The organism is Peribacillus sp. Bi134 (genome assembly GCF_918698065.1).
Taxonomy (GTDB): domain Bacteria; phylum Bacillota; class Bacilli; order Bacillales; family DSM-1321; genus Peribacillus.
The window spans coordinates 59,148-76,513 of sequence record NZ_CAKKLN010000010.1 but is presented as its reverse complement, the minus strand read 5'-3'; the positions used below and the strand labels follow the sequence as shown (position 1 = coordinate 76,513).

Sequence of the window (17,366 nt, the reverse complement as noted above, 5' to 3'; positions counted from 1 at the left end):
TTCTGAACATTCCAATAACGTATACAATCAACTGTGTGGTTTTTCCTAATTTTGAATTAACTTTATACTGTTTTTGTTAATCCTTTACTGTCTCCTAACAGTTGGGGAAATTCGGTATCTAATGTCGTTAAATGTTCCAAATCCAAACCTGTTTTGATATTCTGTTTTTCTAAAAATTTTACTACACGACTTGCCTGAATGTTCCCAGGAGATCCAGGAGCATATGGACATCCTCCTAGTCCAGCTTGGGCTACATCAATTAATTGAACACCAGCCTGTATCCCAGCCATAACATTTGCCAATCCGTATCCATAGGTATCATGCAGATGAAGCCCAATAGGAATATCCGGAAACTTCTCTACCAAACGGCTACAGTATTCATATACCTGTCTCGGCGTTGCTTTGCCGATTGTATCACCCAGGCCTAATTCGCAAACCCCATTATTAACGAGGTACTCTGCAATCCTTTCCACCTCTGAGTATGGTACGATCCCGGCAAACGGACAAACAAATGCCGTTGAAATTGCACCAATTGTTTTTCTACTCTCCTTAGTCGTTTCTTCAATTAAATCTTTTATTTCAATTAAAGATTCATTAGAACTCTTATTTAAATTTGCCTGGTTATGCTGTGTGCTCGCAGAGAGGAAAAAAAGCGCATTGTGAATCTTTGAATTTAGGAACCTGTCTAATCCTCTTTTATTTGGGACCAAAGCTTCATATTCTACTCCACGAGCCATTGGCAGATTCTGTCCTAATTCATCCGCATCTTTCATAGCAGGAACCCACTTTGGATGAACAAAGGAAGTGACTTCCAAGCGGTCAAATCCTGCTTCAATTAAATTTTTAATTTTATATATCTTTTGATCGGTTTCGACAAAAACAGGTTCATTTTGCAGGCCATCTCTCAATGTAACATCACGAATTTTAAGTTTTTCTGGAAAAATCATTTTTTTCACTCTCCTTTTATTAATATTCGTCATCCTTAACACCCGAGTACATGGAAACATAAAATTGATAATCACGTTGAATATGTGCCTTCATTAACTCCTCTGCAGCTTTCCCATCCTCATTTTTAATAGCATTCCATATCGCTTTATGTTCATCGGCACCCTCTTCTATTCTCTTTGGGATATTCAATACGGCATTTCGATAAAAAGAAATTAAGGAATTTAACTGATTCATCATTTTCATCAAATAAGGATTACCACTAGCCTCCACAATCAGGTAGTGAAATTGGCTGCTTAGGACCTTTAATTTTTCAAGCTCATTCTTATCAACCATGAGATTCATTTTATCAACTGAATCTGACAATTGTTTACGCTGTTTTTCATTCATACGTGAAGCGGCATAAAAAGCAGCTGTAGGTTCCAGGCTTAACCTGCATTCATAAAGATATTTAAAATCTGAAAAGGTTGCGCGGTATACTCTTACTCCGCCTCTTGGACTGACGGATACTAATCCTTCACTGTTTAACCTGCGGATCGCTTCTCGGATTGGACTTCTACTGACACCTGTTTCCTGAGAAACCTTTCCTTCCACGATTCGTTGTCCAGGTGGTATGTTGCCGCTTACAATTTGTTCATGTAAATATTCATATACTTGATTTTGAAGAGTTTGCGACTGTATTGTTTTTAACTTCATTTTTATCACACCCATAGTCATAATTTTCAGATAATGTATACAAAAAAATATATGTCTACCTCATCATAAATCAATTTGTTGTTTTTGACTATAGTGGATATTTTTTTCTGCAGCTTCATAACTGAAGACTCGATTTTTTTAAGTTGCACCTTCCCTTCACTGTGCAATTAGTGAATTAAAATCATTTAGTCACTAATTTCCACAATTTTTCTAAATGTTATTATAAGTTTCCCACCACTGCAAGCTTATACATTAAAGCATACATTCTGTAAAACGGCTAGCTTTCACCGCGTTAAAGTTAAATAGCTTTCTTTAATCAAAAATAAATGAATCTGCTGTCAGCATTATCACCTTTGTTTTAACTATCAAGATTCATTTGTACAATCTTAATGATTCCATCTTCATCAATGTCTATCTCAAATAAGCCATTTTTGGTTAAGAATATAGAATACGCAGTCTTACTAACCTTTTCATTGTTTATCTGTCGGATGGCAGAAGAAAATTGAATGATAAAATAATTTAGATCTGTTCTGGTGGCATCCACTTCATTTATTAAATAATTCCGAAGATACATCATTTCTGTATTCGGAAATGTTTTATAAAAAAAATCGAGAGGATGGCTTTTTTGAAAAGCATCATCTGATGAGAAGTAAGTGACACGAGGTATACCATCAGCTGTGAACCCCGCCAATAAATAAACAGTTGCATAATCCTGTTCAGGATATAATTTTTGGAACATCTCCAATGAATTTCTAAATAATTTTTGAGATTGTGCCTCGATTTCTTCAATTGAATTTGTTCCAAGAGAAAACATTTTTAGTTCCTCCATGCATATATCGATGATATTTTTAACACCCGCAAATGCAAAAATTACATTTTGATTTAATGCTATTACTTTTTTTTCATCATCACTGAAGTTTTCGGTTCCTCTATAGGTTATTCTTTTATCAGCCATAATAAATACACCATTTTCAAACTTTTTACCAATTAATGCAGTCATAATGAAATTCCCTTCAGAATAAAAATAAGGCCCTACTATCATGCATTTTGGAGTAGGGCTTACTTATATTTTATCATATATAGATTCCTTCTGAAGGTCTCAAGTTTCCGGACAGTAACAACTCTAAATATATAATTCTCGATCAAAACATCTATCAAATATATTTTCTTTCGGTTTTACACGATTTCCCCTAGTTTAATGTTAGCCACATATTGATCTATTTTTTTATAAAGTTCATCCGGATCGTCTGCGACAATGTTTTCACCATTTATAAGTGCGAATGGCTCCATCAAACATTGGCCGCAGTATAACAAGCACCTTTCTTCAATAACCTCCAAATCGGTTCGCTCAATTAATTTTCCCTTCATAGTTTCCAACTCGTCTTCGAAATTACATGGACAGAACTTTACGTTAATTTTCATGGCTAACTCCCCTTCGGTTTTTGTTGCCAACATTTTAATTGGATTAACCAAAAGTTTGCAAGAGTACACTCAAACGCATATTCGCTTTAACGGTTTAAAAGACTTATGCCATAAATACTAAACGCGTTAAAACACATATTTGCGCGATGAATTTTTATAGATTAAGATGTGAAACATTACAGAATCTAAATTTCGAAAATTCTGTTACTTAAAGTTAAAAATGATAAGGGAGAGGTTAAAATGGCTGAAAAAATGGTAGCATCACCTAAAACTAAGAAAGAAGAATTGTTCCCGGTAAAGAGTGTTCATTACGTAGAAATCTATACAGGAAACGCAAAGCAGGCTGCTTATTACTATGCGAAATCTTTCGGTTTCAAACTTGTAGCATATAAAGGATTAGAAACAGGTTCCCGTGACCGTGTATCTTACGTAATGGAACAGGGCGCTATCCGATTGATTTTAACAGGTACCCTATCAGACAATACAGACGTTGCCGAGTTTATAAAACTTCATGGCGAGGGTGTAAAAGATATCGCCCTCCTAGTAAAGGATCTAGAAAAAACATATGCGGGTGCGATCGAACGAGGTGGCATCGCTCTTCGGGAACCATGGGTGGAAGAAGATGAAAACGGCAAGGTAAAAAAAGCGATATTAGGTACATATGGGGATACAATTCATACGCTTGTAGAATCAGTCGATTATAAAGGCGTATTTATGCCAGGGTTTGAAGCTCGCGAGAACACCCTTGAATCTCAACCAACCGGATTAATTGGTGTTGACCACCTCGTTGGTAATGTGGAAGATATGGAAGAATGGACAAACTATTATGAAAGTGCATTCGGTTTTACTGTTCTGAAGCATTTTGATGATGAAGACATTTCGACAGAATACTCTGCTCTAATGTCAAAAGTCATGATGAATGGAACAGGACGCATTAAGTTCCCAATTAATGAGCCTGCGGAAGGAAAGCGAAAGTCTCAAATTCAAGAATACCTAGATTACTATAATGGACCGGGCGTTCAGCATCTAGCCCTTTTGACAAACGATATCATCGGCACGGTGGCTGCCCTCAAAGAAAATGGTGTGGAATTTTTAAACACCCCTGAGACTTATTATAAAGAACTTGCCAATCGTGTAGGAGATATTGATGAAGATGTGAAACGACTTCAAGAACTTAATATTCTGGTCGATCGTGATGATGAAGGATACTTGCTTCAAATCTTTACTAAACCACTTGTTGACCGTCCAACACTGTTTATCGAAATCATACAGCGTAAAGGTGCACTTGGATTCGGCGACGGAAACTTTAAAGCATTGTTTGAATCGATTGAACGCGAACAAGAACTTCGCGGAAATATTTGATTTGGAACGGTCATACCGTTGTCTCTCGCGGTATGGCCTCCTTTAATAGGAGGTGTTGAGGTTGTTGTTAACAAAAGTAAATGTAAAGTGGAGAGAAGAAGCGGTCAGTCATTTTATGACCGAACTCATTGATTATGCAGGTCTATTTCCACCGGCTGCACTTCCGCTTTCAGAAGCTATTTCAAATTTTCATGCATACATCCATGATTCGGACAGCTGGATGCTCGGCCCGTTTGTTATTCCTGCTTCAAGATTGAGTGAACTTAAACCATATAAAGCTCTATTTAATGACAAATATCCACTTCGGTTATCTGTTATTTTTACGAAATTCGAAGAAATCGAAACCGAAATGGAAGCTATTCGTCATTTTTTAGAAACATATAAAACAGCTGGAACCATACAAGCAATAGAATTTCCGCTTCCAACACAGGTTAATTATTCATTCTTGGAGAATCTTGAAAAACAAACTGGGAGTTATCCCATTTATTGCGAAATGAAAGGAACGAATGATCAATTTCTAAACACATTGGATACTATACATTCGATTAACCAAAAATCCCTAAAACGTATAGGTATCAAAATGCGCATGGGTGGAATCACGACTAATTTGTTTCCTACAGTCAATCAAGCAGCATTCGTTATTCACGAATGCCAGAAACGAGAACTGCCACTTAAATTCACAGCTGGTCTGCACCATCCGATACGCCAGTACCGAACGGAAGTTAAAACACGCATGCATGGTTTTGTTAACGTATTTACCGCTTCTATTATGGCATATAGCCGTTCGGTTAATACAGCAACCATTCAAGCCATTTTGCATGATGAAGACCCAACTAATTTTTCATTTACAACAGACTCGCTTTCCTGGCGCGATTTGACAGTCAGTTCGGCCGAAATCATCAAAGCACGGAGTTTCTTTGCAGCTTCCTATGGAAGCTGCAGCTTTAATGAGCCTCGGGAGGAACTAGGGGAGCTTACTATTTTTCATGGGGAGGCAGTAAGATGAAACATTCCTTTATTGAGACAACATCAGAATCACATTTTCCAATTCAAAACTTACCATACGGCATTTTCCAAAAAAACGGGCAAAGCCCCCGTGCCGGTACAGCCATCGGTGATTATGTTCTTGATTTATCTGTAATCGATGAGATTGGCTTGCTAAGTGGGACAGGTGCAGAAGGAAAAAATGTCTTTTCCTCTTCCTCACTTAATCAATTTATGTCACTTGGCCGTCCGGTTTGGACTGCTGTACGTAACAAACTTCAATACCTTTTGGATTCGAAAACGTCTGTACTACGTGATAATGAAGAGCTTCGTTTTAAAGCGTTTCACCCATTGGCAGATATAGAGATGCTTCTTCCTGCAAATATTGGAGACTATACAGATTTTTATGCCTCAAGAGAGCATGCGACCAATGTGGGTACAATTTTCAGAGGGAAAGACAATGCCCTCATGTCAAACTGGACACACTTGCCGATTGGTTACCATGGACGGGCCAGTTCCATCGTTCCAAGTGGTACCCAGGTGCGGCGTCCTTCGGGACAGCGCAAACCAAAGGATGCAGATTATCCAGTATTTGGACCTTCGATACAGCTTGATTTCGAACTAGAGATGGGCTGGTTTATTGGACCCAGCAATACTCTTGGGGAACCAATTCCAGTTAATCAGGCTGAAGATCATGTTTTCGGGCTCGTTCTAGTAAATGACTGGAGTGCACGTGACATACAAGCATGGGAGTACCAGCCTCTTGGTCCATTTCTTTCTAAAAACTTTGCTACATCCATTTCGCCTTGGGTCGTGCCGCTAGAAGCACTGGAACCTTTTCGTACTGCTGGACCGCAACAGGATCCAGAGCCGTTTCCCTACCTGCAGCAAAAAAAAGATGGGGCATTTAATATTAACCTTGAAGTTCATTTGACACCAGAAAATACAGAACAAGCAACTAGGATTACGAATACCAACTTTAGATATATGTATTGGTCAATCGCTCAGCAAGTGGCTCACCACACCATTACAGGCTGTAATATGCGTCCCGGTGACATGCATGGATCTGGAACTATCAGCGGTCCAAGCCGTGAAGAACGAGGCAGCCTCCTTGAACTTTCATGGCGCGGCACAGAACCGCTTCAACTTAAAGGCGGGGGCGAACGAAGCTGGATTGAGGATGGGGACAAGTTGACCATCAGTGGCTGGTGTCAAGGAGATGGGTATCGAATTGGATTTGGTGAAGTAAGCGGTCAAGTTTTGCCAGCCCTTTCGGAGGCAAAGATTTTAGGTACCCATAAAGTGAAGATGTAGCAACTAATCTACTAAATATAAAAGATAGTTACATGGAAGGAGTTTTGGCAATGACACATTATGTTAAAATGGGTCGCATTCCTCATAAACGTCATACTCAGTTTCGTCAGGAGGACGGAAGCCTGTATTATGAACAATTGATGGGTACGAAAGGTTTCTCTAGTATTCAGTCACTCATTTATCATATCAATCAGCCAACACAAGTAAAAAAAGCTCAAAAAATCCGCGATGTCCGTTATGAATATGAAGAAAAAGATGCATTAAAACATCGTCATTTCCGGACATGGAATACGGAAGTTGGCGGCGATTTTCTTGAATCTCGCAAAATTTTCATGGCAAACGATGATGTAGCACTTGGCGTTGCACGCCCTAACCAGCAAATGAATTACTTTTATCGAAACGGTGAAGGTGATGAAATGTTGTTTGTCCATGAAGGAAAAGGCAAAATCGAAAGTATTTTCGGTGAATTAAGCTTTGGGCCAGGTGACTACCTCATCATTCCGATTGGCACAACGTACCGCGTCGTCTTGGAAACAGAAGAAGCTCGCTTTTTCATCCTTGAATCTAATTCATCAATCGTACCGCCAAAGCGCTATCGCAATGAGTTTGGACAACTTCTTGAGCACTCACCTTATTGCGAACGTGATTTCCGGACACCAGAAAAACTGGAGCCTAAAGATGAAAAAGGAGAATATGAAATCAGAGTGCGGGCACAAGGCATGATCACATCCTATACGTATGATTTTCATCCGCTTGATGCGGTTGGATGGGATGGTTATCTCTTCCCTTATGCGTTCAGCATTCATGATTTTGAACCAATAACCGGACGCGTTCATCAGCCACCGCCAGTACATCAGACGTTTGAAGCACATAATTATGTCGTATGTTCATTTGTACCACGTATGTATGACTATCATCCAGAAGCCATCCCTGCTCCATATGTCCACAGCAATGTAGAAAGTGATGAAGTCCTATATTATGTGGATGGTGACTTTATGAGCCGCCGCGGCATTGAAACAGGATCGATTACCCTTCATCCAAGCGGTTTACCACATGGGCCACATCCTGGCAAAATTGAAGCGAGTATCGGTAAAAAAGAAACGCGTGAATTGGCAGTCATGGTCGATACATTCCGACCGCTGTATATCGTAAAAGAAGCACACGCTATAGAAGATGATGCGTATATGAGCAGCTGGCTGCCAAAATAATAGCTAAGGTTTCTTTACCATTTTTGTACCTTTGATAACAAACCATGAACGATCTACTCCCCCTAGGCAGATCAGTTCATCACAATATCCATCATGAAATAAAGCCGGAGCAAGAATCCTAGCTCCGGCGCTTTTGTTGTCATAATAGTTCTTCAGCAAGTCTGCGACTTTTTCCTCTAGTTCTTTATTTTCTAAAAAACCGAAGACTGATATAGATTCCAAAGCATTAAGCCAATCTGTAAACTGCTTTTCTTTTATATCTTTGTTCTTTTCAATAGCGATATTCGGCTTGATACGAGATTTCACCATTTACTATTTTCACTCCAAATTCACCCAAACACTCTTCACCTCGGTATAACTTTCCAAAGCATAGGCACTTAAATCCCTACCAAAACCAGACTGTTTATATCCTCCAAAAGGAGAAGCTGGGTCTATTACATCATAGCAATTAATCCATACATTTCCTGATTTTAATTGATTAGCAACTTTGTGTGCCATTTTCACGTTCTCTGTCCAGATACCTGCACCTAAACCGTATGGAGAGTTATTCGCACGTTCAATTACTTCATTCACAGTATTGTAAGGCATGACAACGACGACTGGTCCGAAGATTTCCTCTTTTGCAATCGTCATATTCTCTTCTACATCAATAAAAATAGTCGGCTCAACAAAGAAACCTTTATCCGATTTTCTCCCGCCTGTCACTGCCTTTGCTCCTTCTTCTTTACCAATGTTAATAAATTCAAAGACGCGGTCTTGTTGTTTTTTAGAAACAAGTGGCCCCATCGTTGTATCTGAATCCAATCCATTTCCAAGCTTAACGTTTTCAGCTAGGGAAACCATACCGGAAACGACTTCATCAAATTGATCCTTATGAACGTATACTCTCGATCCAGCACTGCAAACTTCCCCTTGATTGAACATAATGCCGTTGAACACGCCGGGAATCGCTTTTGAAAGGTCCGCATCCGGGAGTAAGATATTAGGCGACTTTCCTCCAAGCTCCAGCGTCAACCGTTTCATTGAATCTGCAGCGTGTTTCATTATTTGCTTCCCGATAGGCGTCGAGCCTGTAAACGAAACTTTATTTACATCTGGGTGATTCACTATTGCATGACCGGCTTTCGCACCGAATCCAGGAACAATGTTAACAACACCTGCAGGAAAACCTGCCTTTTCAACAAGTTCAGCAAAATAAAGAGCCGATAACGGAGTCTGTTCAGCGGGCTTCAAAACAACCGTACAACCTGCAGCTAAGGCCGGGGCCACTTTCCAAGAAACCATATTAATAGGGTAGTTCCATGGGATAATTTGTCCGACAACTCCGACTGGTTCGTGACGAGTATAGTTTAAGAATGGACCGGAAACAGGAATTGTTTGCCCCATATTCTTTGTCGCCCAACCAGCAAAATACCGGAACGTTTCAATCGTACCTGGTACATCGACGGTCCGTGTTTCATTTATTGGCTTTCCATTGTCCAAAGTATCTAACTGTGCCAGCTCTTCTTGATGTTTTTCAATAAGGTCAGCTAATTTTAAGATGAGCTTTGTTCTTTCAGCGGCACCCATTTTTGACCATGGTCCTTCATCAAATGCTTTCCTTGCTGCCTTAACTGCCAAATCTATATCTTTTTCTTCCGCTTCATAGACTGTTGCCAATATTTCTTCAGTAACTGGATTAATTGTTTCAAATGTTTTTGAAGAACACGATTCCACAAATTTTCCATCGATGTACAACTTTTTCGTATCTTTTAAAAACTCACTCACCTTATTGCTTATTTCAAGTGTTTGGTTCGCCATTCTTGGTTCCTCCAGTCTAAAAATAAACATGCCAGAGACCGAGCCGCTAAGCCTTCAAGCTCTCTAGCATGTTGTATGAATGATTTATTTAATAGTTTTATTAAATTCAGTTACTGCTGTATCGATGATATTGATCATTTCCGAAATTTCTTGTTTATTTATGATAAGCGGCGGAGCAATGGCAACAATATCCTTGCCCTTTTCAAAGTCTGCAGCTCTTAAAATCAATTTGCGTTTGAAGCACTGATCAACGACAAACGAAGCTGGTTTGACTGATTCTGCAAATGGTGCATCTAAATCACGGTCCTGCTGAAGCTCAAATCCGGCAAGCAAGCCGACCGCCCTTGATTTCGTGAAATACCGGTGTTTATCCGTTAAGTAGTCAAACCCTTTCTTCAGCTCCTTCTCCATGTTGTTAACGTTATCAAGAATGTTGTCGCGCTCAAGAATTTCAATCGTTTTCAATCCAACGGCACAAGCTGTTGGATGTCCGCTATAAGTAAAGCCATGACCTAATATTTGATCATATTGAACGATAGTATCTCTGATTTCTTTATTAACCAACACGCCGCCAAGCTGTGCATAACCGCTCGTAATCCCTTTTGCTACACTCATGATATCAGGTACAACGTCCCAGTTATCGACACCGAACATTTTACCGGTACGGCCAAATCCACAAATGACTTCATCAGAAATCATCAGGATATCATTTTCTTCACATAGGGATTTAACTGCTTTTAAATAACCATCAGGTGAAACGTGAACACCTCCTGCACCTTGAATTGGTTCAAGGATAAGGGCAGCGATGGTTTCCGCTCCTTCTTTTTCAATGACATCACGAATGCATCCTTCATAATTCGGATCATTTTTATCGCCAAGCTCACAATTAGTCAAATGTGATTTTGCCATCACCATATCGGCATCCCTTGAACCTGCAAAACTATGGAAAGCATCTATGCCAGTCGCTGTTCCAGCAGAAACCGTTGCACCATGGTAGCTACGGCTTATCGATAAGATTTTTTTCTTAGTTGGACGACCTTTTAAATTCCAATAAAAACGTGCTAGTTTAAAAGCTGTATCGTTTGATTCCGACCCACCGGATGTGAAAAATATGGCACTTAAATCTCCAGGTGCAATGGAAACTACTTTTTCCGCCAGGCGAACAGCTTTTTCATTGGAGTAGCCATAGAATGAAGAGCTGTAAGCAAGAGTGGCCATCTGGTCATATGAAGCCTGCGCAAGTTCCTTGTTTCCATGCCCTAAATTTACATTCCAAAGCATGGAAGCGCCATCAATATATGTATCACCTTTAATGTCCGTTACCCGGATCCCATTCCCTTCGTGAAAAATTATTTTCGGGCCATTTTCAATAAACAATTTAGGTACAGTCGTTGGATGAAGATAATGCTTTTTGTCTGATTCAATTAACTTTTCGATTTTCGACTCGGTTTTAGAAACAACCATGTTCCATACCTCCCAATGTAATAACTATTTAAATTCAAACACTTTCAACTATTAACCTAGTAAAGTTTATATTGAGAATAATTAAGGAATTATTCCTTAAATAAAAATATATAGTATAATTAGATTATTGTCAATAATATGAATAATCAATCTAGTGGTTTTTTTATGTTTTTATTCCATTGGAAAAGAAGATTCGAGATCTTGACCTTTTTTGTCACTCCTTTTTCCAGCTAGTTCTTCAACTTCTAAACGGTTAATTTTTATATTTAAATATCCATAAGCGATAGCGACAAAAGTACTGATATAGCAAAAGAATGCATACGGAGCATATTCAACCGGAGAAACACCCAGAACGGAAAACATAAAAATACCACAAGTGGTCCATGGGATAAGACTTGCTGTCACTGTCCCGCAATCTTCCAATGTACGTCCAAGCAATTTCGGATGAAGCCCCCGTTTTTTATATTCATTCAAATACATGCGTCCAGGGATAATAACGGACATGAATTGGTCACACCCAACGACGTTTGAAGCGATACACGTACCAGCAGTCGCTGTGATCAAGCTGCCTGTCCGTTTTACTTTCCTAAGCAGCGACCCAAGAAGAGTTTCCAATATTTTCGCCTTTTCGAGAATAGCGCCAAATGATAAAGCAATAAGGATTAAAGATACCGTATACATCATATCTTGAATTCCACCTTGGTTTAACAATTCATCCGTAACTTTGTAACCGGTTTCGGCAGAATAACCATTATTCATGATGTTAATCATATTACCTAACGAAGTTTTTTGGACAACTAGGGAACAAGCCCCACCAATAAGGACCCCGACTGTCAACCCAGGAATTGCCGGTATCTTCAAAATGAAAATTAACGCAATAAAAAGTAACGGAATTAATAAAAACGGTGAGATAACAAATTGATCTGAAAGAATTCCTTGAATCTTTTCAGCCTGTGATAAATCTGCACCTTCTCCACGGAATTTGAACCCGAGTAACGTATACAACATTAGCGAAATAATGAGTGTGGGGACAGTAGTGTTCATTAGGTTCCTAATGTGTTCAAAAAGGTCGACACCCACAACCGCCGAGGTGAAATTCGTCACATCCGATAAAGGACTCATCTTATCACCAAAATAAACACCTGAGACGACTGCACCAGCAACCATCGGTAATGGAACACCCAAGCCGTGCCCAATCCCCATTAACGCTACTCCAATCGTACCGGCAGCGAACCAGGCATTTCCAGCAATGCTGACTAGAACTGAAATGATGCAGGCTGTAACAAGAAAATACGTTGGAGATACGACGCCTAATCCATAATAAACCATCGAGGGCACAATTCCAGATGCCATCCAAGCTCCAATGAACGCCCCGATTATCACCAGAATCAATAAGGCTTTGATTGATACACTAATTGTTTTTACTAAGTGTTCTTCAATTGAATTCCAATTATGACCTAGTTTCAAAGCGACGATTACAGCAACGACCGTACTTATTAAAAGGGGTACATGTGGATCAGCACCATAAACACCAATTCCGATTGCCAGGGCACACGCCATAAATACGATTGGTATTAAAGCAAGCCATATAGAAGGGGTTTTTACCACATTCACATTGTTTTCCTGTTTCACTCATTTCACTCCCCGTTTACTTTTTAACTCCAAGTTTCGATTACTATCTAAGAATTTTCTTAAAAGTTGATAGCGCTTACAATCTTAAACGGTTAAAATGAGCGTTTGTCAGTTAAAAATGCCATTAATCAATCCCCCTGACTTTTTTAAAATTTAGCTTCATTTAATTAAAAAAGCTACCATAATAGAATTTAACTCTAATTATTCTCTAAAGCCATACATTTTTATCCGATTATGAAATCTCCAGATTGTTTTTGCAATTCTATGAATTAAGAAGACGAACCTACAAGTATATTCATTTCAAAAGCTACCTTACTATTATCCTGATGCCACTATCTATTTATTTATAGTTTCAGCTGAGAGTTAACAATTGCTCGGTAATAAATCTTGGATGTCAATCCAGATTTACTCTAAATCTAACAGTCCTGCACCAGCAATACCCGGTTCGGTCATTTCGTAAGGGTTTAAAATCAAATCTAGTTCTTCTTCTGTTAGGACATCATATTGCAGGCATAATTCACGAACGGATTTTCCATTTTCGATTGCTTCTTTTGCGATGCGTGCGGCAACCTCATATCCGATATGAGGATTAACTGCGGTAATAATGCCTACGCTTTTTTCTACATATCCTTTTAGGCGATCTTCATTTGCCTCGATACCTGAAAGACAATATCCGGTAAATACACGGAACCCATTATTCATTAAACTGATTGATTGAAGTAAATTAAAAACAAGCACAGGCTCCATTACATTTAATTCAAATTGGCCAGCTTCTGAAGCAAGACAAATGGTATGGTCATTTCCAATGACCTGGAAGGCTATTTGATTGATGAGTTCTGGCATGACTGGATTCACCTTACCCGGCATAATGGATGAACCTGGCTGACGGGTTGGAAGTGAAATCTCAGAAAAGCCTGCACGTGGCCCAGATGCCATCAAACGTAAGTCATTCGCAATTTTTGACATGTTGATCATACATACTTTCAATGCAGCGGATACTTCTGTATAAGCATCTGTATTCTGAGTAGCGTCTACAAGATGCTCTGCATGGACTAATGGAAACCCGCTAATTTCCGTCAGGTACTTTACCACATACTCAATATAAAGCGAATCTGCATTTAAGCCCGTCCCCACTGCCGTTGCTCCTATATTCACTTCATATAAATGAAGACGTGATTTCTTTATACGGTAAATATCCCGCTCCAGTACCCGGCTATAGGCCTCAAACTCTTGTCCAAGGCGAATCGGAACGGCATCTTGAAGGTGTGTACGTCCCATTTTAATGACATGATCAAACTGTTGCGCCTTTTTCTTGAATTCCAGATACATGTACTGCAATGTTTCTAGTAACTTTTCTAATAGACTAAGCGTTGCAATATGAATCGCTGTTGGAAATACATCATTAGTTGATTGCGACATATTCACATGGCTATTGGGACTTAAATGGCTGTAGGATCCCTTTTCATGACCGAGTAATTCAAGTGCACGGTTGGTGATCACTTCATTTACATTCATATTCATGGATGTCCCTGCTCCCCCTTGAATGGGGTCAACGATAAACTGGTCGTTCCATTTACCTTCCATTATTTCATCTGTTACCTGAACGATCACTTTACCAAGACCATCGAATAATCGCTTAGTCTTCATATTGGACATAGCTGCCGCTTTCTTTACCATGGCAAACGCTTTTATTAATTCCTCATGAATGCGATAGCCAGAAATAGGGAAGTTCTGAATTGCACGTATTGTTTGAATCCCGTAATACGCCTGCATCGGCACCTCTCTTTCACCTAGAAAGTCTTTTTCAATACGCCCATTATCCTTAAGCATGCTAATTCCACCTTGTCTCTTATTAAATAATAGAGGTCATAACTCTATCATTTTCCGTAAAGGAACGGAGCAATATTTCTTATAGGGGCCACAATAGCAAGGAGCTTATTTGCTTAAAAATGCAAAGATCCCTCATAAAAATAGTCGGTGCCATCATGTCAAGCTGCTTTACTATATGAAAACTTGAACTAATAAACGGTGGATTTCTACGTCAATTCCCGATCAATGTTCATAATTCCCTGCAGAATTAAGTTTCCGGCTTTTTCAATATCCTTAGGCAGACTGTATTCTTCAGGACAATGACTTTTCCCATCAATGCTTTTCACGAAGACCATAGCTGATTTTGTAATCATTGCCATATGAGCGGCATCATGTATTGCCATACTGGGGACCGTCATAAAAGGCTCTTCCATCTCCTTAGCTGTGCTTTGTAATATTTGAACAATATCCTCATCTAAAACAACTGGTTTTTGATCAAGAAAAATCTGTTGCTGAACGTCCACCTTTCTTTTTCTCACGATTTCTTCCCAAGCACTCTGTATAACGTTAACCTTATGTTGAATCTTCTCTTCTGTTTCTCCTCTGACTTCATAGATAAAATCAATTTGTCCTGGAATAATATTTGCCGCATTCGGAAAGACAGTCAATTTGCCGACCGTTCCAACTACACTGCTGCCACTTCCTTGGCAATGACGTTCCACTTCAAGAATCATTTCAGCTACAGCAGTCAATGCATCCTTTCTATGTTCCATCAATGTCGTACCGGAGTGATTGGACTGCCCGATAACCCTTACTTTACTTCGATAAGTTCCGACAACTCTGTTGATGAAAGCCATAGCTATATTTTCACTTTCCAATCGCTGTCCCTGCTCAATGTGCAGTTCAATAAAAACCTTTTTGTTCTTTCCCATTTCTGTCATCATCGGGAATTTATCAAGGCCTCCCCCGGCTTTAATGAGTTCATCACTAAGACGGGCACCAGTTGAATCAAAGACATCTTGCAGCATTTCGATTTTTAATTTGCCGACGAAAGAACGGCTTCCAAACGTCGATAAGTTAAAATCATTCGATTCTTCAGCCGTAAATGAAACGATTTCCAAGTCATGGTCAAGAATCACGTTATTTTCAATTAGTGTTTTTATAATTTCTTTCGCCATAAGTACACCTAACGGGCCATCATATTTGCCTCCATTCGGAACTGAATCAAGGTGAGAACCAATAACGATACTGCCTTGTTTGTTTCCATTCCCCTTGTGCCTTCCCCAAATATTAGCGGCCCCGTCAATAGTGACCTTTAAATCCATATTCTCTAATTCCTTAATAAACCGTGCTCGCACTTCATGATCAGCTTGTGAAAAACTGGGTCTTGTCACTCCTCCTTGATCATCTTTTCCGTATTCAGCATACTCCTTGATGTCCGACAGTAATCGGTTAATATTGATTTTCATAGCTGCTCACTCCCTCACTTTCTCCTAGCAACTTCTTTATTCGTCACCTTTTACCCCATAGGAAGGTGCGAGTTCCGGCTCAATTGCCCTGGATTTATAATTTTCTGCTTGCGGACTATAAATCTCCCATAGTTTTTTCAAATCATTTAGTGGATCATCGCTATAATCAACACGCAGATCTACATAAGCGAACGGCGTATCCGGATGATAGACCAAAAGTGCAATCGAATGTTCTTGATCAAGCTCCCCTCCCATGTTAAAACCGAGTTCAAGAGCTGAAATTAACCGCTCGGGTAAAGAGAGTTCCTTCTGTTCAAGAAAATGTTGGCCCATCGCTTTTGGGATTTCTGGATTGCTTAATAGGTTACCGATGCTGGCAACATCAGTGGCATAATAGTCCCCGTATACTCCAAGCGCTTTTTCACCTGTAAACACGCCTGATCCCCCGTTAGCATCGACAACAGCCAGCTGTCTAAAATCAGGGAAGTCCGAGGCAGCCACCATTGTCCGAATCGATGCCTCGGCACCGTAACCTGTTTCCAAAGCTGAAAGTCCTATGTCTGCTAGTCTAGGATCTGTGACATTTTGTGTCAGGATGACACCTATATTCGATTTGACCCAGGGACATCTTGCGCCAACAGCGGGGCTGCTGGAAGTGACAATAGCTCCTAAGGCTCCTGTTGAAGAGCAGCGTCCTGCCACAGAAAACGTACTTGTTATGTTCATTTTTATTCCTCCCTTGAAAATAAGGAGCAACCAACATGATTTTTCCAATCGTTGCTGCTCCATACATTTAAATGATATTTATTGAATCCCTTTATTCCTTACCGCTAATTATTGCTTCGACGTCTATTTCCACGAGCATTTCAGGAAGTGCCAGCCCATTGACGACAAGTCCTGTACTAACTGGGTATACGCCTTTAAAATGCTTAGCAATAACAGCGTAGGCTTCTTTTCGAAAAGAACGATCAGTGACATAAGTTGTGAGTTTGCAAACGTCTTCCATTTTCCCCCCTGCTTCTTCAAGCAACTGCTTGATGCAGCGACAAGCATTCTCTGTCTGTTCAGTCACATCATTCTCTCCGTGAAAATTACCTTCCAGATCAAATGCTGTTTGCCCTCTCATAAAAATACGGTTTCCCGCACGAACGACCATAGAAAATTCATTTGCCACGTGATGAGATTTCTCCCCCATATCAGCTGGATAAAATTTATTCGTTTCAAATTTACGATATCTTTTAATTTCCATTTTCGAATTCTC

At 39.7% G+C, this 17,366-nt stretch carries 16 protein-coding genes; 4 read left to right on the top strand and 12 right to left on the bottom strand.

All coding sequences use genetic code 11. The features are described 5' to 3' along the window. Nucleotides 1–62 precede the first annotated feature (62 nt). The 4 genes from LQ188_RS22215 to LQ188_RS22200 form a co-directional block, all read right to left on the bottom strand. Entirely contained in the window at nucleotides 63–980 is a 918-nt protein-coding gene (locus LQ188_RS22215) for a hydroxymethylglutaryl-CoA lyase (protein WP_230178306.1), read from the bottom strand. Further along, complete coding sequence (locus LQ188_RS22210) at nucleotides 967–1,641, bottom strand: GntR family transcriptional regulator (protein ID WP_101221517.1); 675 nt, start codon at nucleotides 1,639–1,641, stop codon at nucleotides 967–969. Before LQ188_RS22210 ends, LQ188_RS22215 begins: the two co-directional genes overlap by 14 nt. 358 nt (nucleotides 1,642–1,999) lie before the next feature. After that, nucleotides 2,000–2,641: a hypothetical protein gene (locus LQ188_RS22205; RefSeq protein ID WP_157830943.1), complete on the bottom strand. Its 642-nt coding sequence runs from the start codon at nucleotides 2,639–2,641 to the stop codon at nucleotides 2,000–2,002. A 176-nt stretch (nucleotides 2,642–2,817) separates the two neighbouring features. Beyond that, nucleotides 2,818–3,063 carry a DUF1450 domain-containing protein gene (locus LQ188_RS22200; RefSeq protein WP_157830942.1) on the bottom strand — a complete coding sequence of 82 codons (246 nt, stop codon included), beginning with the start codon at nucleotides 3,061–3,063 and terminating at the stop codon, nucleotides 2,818–2,820. A 240-nt stretch (nucleotides 3,064–3,303) separates the two neighbouring features. Between LQ188_RS22200 and hppD the strand changes: the two genes are divergently transcribed. From hppD to LQ188_RS22180, 4 genes are all read left to right on the top strand, one after another. After that, a complete protein-coding gene (gene hppD, locus LQ188_RS22195) occupies nucleotides 3,304–4,425 on the top strand; it encodes a 4-hydroxyphenylpyruvate dioxygenase (protein ID WP_230178305.1) in 1,122 nt (373 codons plus the stop codon). 61 nt (nucleotides 4,426–4,486) lie between these two features. After that, nucleotides 4,487–5,431 (top strand): hypothetical protein, encoded by a 945-nt coding sequence (locus tag LQ188_RS22190; protein WP_230178304.1) that lies wholly within the window; start codon nucleotides 4,487–4,489, stop codon nucleotides 5,429–5,431. Next, nucleotides 5,428–6,723, top strand: coding sequence for a fumarylacetoacetase (gene fahA / locus LQ188_RS22185; RefSeq protein ID WP_230178302.1), 1,296 nt, complete (start codon nucleotides 5,428–5,430; stop codon nucleotides 6,721–6,723). Before LQ188_RS22190 ends, fahA begins: the two co-directional genes overlap by 4 nt. 50 nt (nucleotides 6,724–6,773) lie before the next feature. After that, nucleotides 6,774–7,931 carry a homogentisate 1,2-dioxygenase gene (locus LQ188_RS22180; protein WP_230178300.1) on the top strand — a complete coding sequence of 386 codons (1,158 nt, stop codon included), beginning with the start codon at nucleotides 6,774–6,776 and terminating at the stop codon, nucleotides 7,929–7,931. 3 nt (nucleotides 7,932–7,934) lie between these two features. Here the strand turns inward: LQ188_RS22180 and LQ188_RS22175 are convergent, their stop codons facing one another. The 8 genes from LQ188_RS22175 to LQ188_RS22140 form a co-directional block, all read right to left on the bottom strand. Beyond that, on the bottom strand, nucleotides 7,935–8,240 hold the full coding sequence (locus LQ188_RS22175) for a hypothetical protein (protein WP_230178299.1): 306 nt from the start codon (nucleotides 8,238–8,240) through the stop codon (nucleotides 7,935–7,937). 9 nt (nucleotides 8,241–8,249) lie between these two features. Continuing rightward, a complete protein-coding gene (locus LQ188_RS22170) occupies nucleotides 8,250–9,731 on the bottom strand; it encodes an aldehyde dehydrogenase family protein (RefSeq protein WP_230178298.1) in 1,482 nt (493 codons plus the stop codon). Nucleotides 9,732–9,815: 84 nt separating this feature from the next. Further along, nucleotides 9,816–11,195, bottom strand: coding sequence for an aspartate aminotransferase family protein (locus LQ188_RS22165; RefSeq protein WP_230178297.1), 1,380 nt, complete (start codon nucleotides 11,193–11,195; stop codon nucleotides 9,816–9,818). Between the two features lie 171 nt (nucleotides 11,196–11,366). Next, nucleotides 11,367–12,827 (bottom strand): Na+/H+ antiporter NhaC, encoded by a 1,461-nt coding sequence (gene nhaC, locus LQ188_RS22160; RefSeq protein ID WP_230178296.1) that lies wholly within the window; start codon nucleotides 12,825–12,827, stop codon nucleotides 11,367–11,369. Nucleotides 12,828–13,232: 405 nt separating this feature from the next. Beyond that, complete coding sequence (aspA, locus tag LQ188_RS22155) at nucleotides 13,233–14,657, bottom strand: aspartate ammonia-lyase (protein ID WP_230178295.1); 1,425 nt, start codon at nucleotides 14,655–14,657, stop codon at nucleotides 13,233–13,235. Between the two features lie 206 nt (nucleotides 14,658–14,863). Then, entirely contained in the window at nucleotides 14,864–16,105 is a 1,242-nt protein-coding gene (locus LQ188_RS22150) for a M20 family metallo-hydrolase (RefSeq protein ID WP_230178294.1), read from the bottom strand. 36 nt (nucleotides 16,106–16,141) lie between these two features. Next, entirely contained in the window at nucleotides 16,142–16,831 is a 690-nt protein-coding gene (locus tag LQ188_RS22145; RefSeq protein ID WP_230178293.1) for a DUF1028 domain-containing protein, read from the bottom strand. A 91-nt stretch (nucleotides 16,832–16,922) separates the two neighbouring features. After that, a complete protein-coding gene (locus LQ188_RS22140; RefSeq protein WP_230178290.1) occupies nucleotides 16,923–17,354 on the bottom strand; it encodes a Rid family hydrolase in 432 nt (143 codons plus the stop codon). Between the last annotated feature and the right edge of the window lie 12 nt (nucleotides 17,355–17,366).